Source organism: Acinetobacter sp. 228, assembly GCF_048147885.1.
Genome location: NZ_JAYWYV010000505.1, coordinates 1 through 1,112, shown reverse-complemented (window position 1 = coordinate 1,112; position 1,112 = coordinate 1). Strand labels below are relative to the sequence as shown.

1 protein-coding gene and 1 pseudogene are annotated in these 1,112 nt (G+C 40.9%); both read left to right on the top strand.

Going from position 1 to position 1,112, the window contains the following annotated elements:
- A partial coding sequence (locus tag VXQ92_RS20260) for a transporter associated domain-containing protein (protein ID WP_416682993.1) occupies nucleotides 1–314 on the top strand: 314 nt, incomplete at its 5' end.
- A pseudogene (locus tag VXQ92_RS20255) lies at nucleotides 311–1,112 on the top strand (apolipoprotein N-acyltransferase); the annotation flags it as partial. The gene VXQ92_RS20260 and the pseudogene VXQ92_RS20255, both read left to right, overlap by 4 nt.

Sequence of the window (1,112 nt, the reverse complement as noted above, 5' to 3'; positions counted from 1 at the left end):
AAGAGATCGTTGGTGAAATTGAAGACGAACATGATACTGCGGATGAAGATGCACAGTACATTGTTCCAGATAACGACCATACAATAGCGAATGCATGGATGGTGCAGGCACTTACACCAATTGAACACTTCAACACTGTTTTAGATGCTGATTTTTCTGACGATGAAGTAGAAACTGTCGGCGGTTTATTGCTTCAAGAAATTGGTTTAGTTAGTGATTTACAAGGTCAGACTGTTGAGCTTGGAAATTGGTTATTTACGATTGTTGAAGCAGATGCCCGCACTATTCATCTGATTCGAGCTGTACGTCAATGAGAGCATACTTTGAAAAGCTGTTAGATTCTTCGCAACAACAAAAACAGCTTCCTTTAATTTTTCCATTGCTCATTGCTTTATTTTCAGGTGCCGTGTTCAGTTTTGCACTGGCACCTTATTATTGGTGGTGGCTGGCAATTTTGTCTCCTGCCCTACTCTATGCGACATTGCATAACCGCTCAGCCAAACAAGCATTTGCAATTGGCTGGAGTTATGGTTTTGGTTTATGGTTTGTAGGGGCTTTCTGGCTCTATACGTCGATCCATGTATATGGCGATACCAATGCTTTTCTAAGCGTATGTATGATTGCTGTTATGGCCCTTGTGATGGGTTTATTTACAGCATTTCAGACATGGATTTATCGACGCTTCTTCCCTGAAACACCGCTGACTTTCGCCCCTCTCTGGATTATTTTTGAGTGGGCTAAAACTTGGGTATTTACTGGTTTCCCTTGGCTGTTTGTAGGTTACGCTTTTACTGAACGTTTACTCGATGGTTATGCGCCGCTATTTGGTATTTATGCAATTTCCTTTGTAGTAATTGTATTGGCATGTGCTTTAGTTGAAATTCTACGTAAGCGTATTTTCTGGATTATCCCTGCTGCCCTATTGGTTTTGGGTGCATGGGGAGCATCATATATTCAGTTTGTACAACCTAAAGCGGCTAAACCGCTTAGCGTTTCGCTCATTCAAGGTAACATTCCACAAGATTTAAAATGGCTAACTGAATATCAAGTTAGAACATTAGAAATTTATGCTGGTTTGACTCAATCTGAATGGGGCCGTGACCTCATTGTAT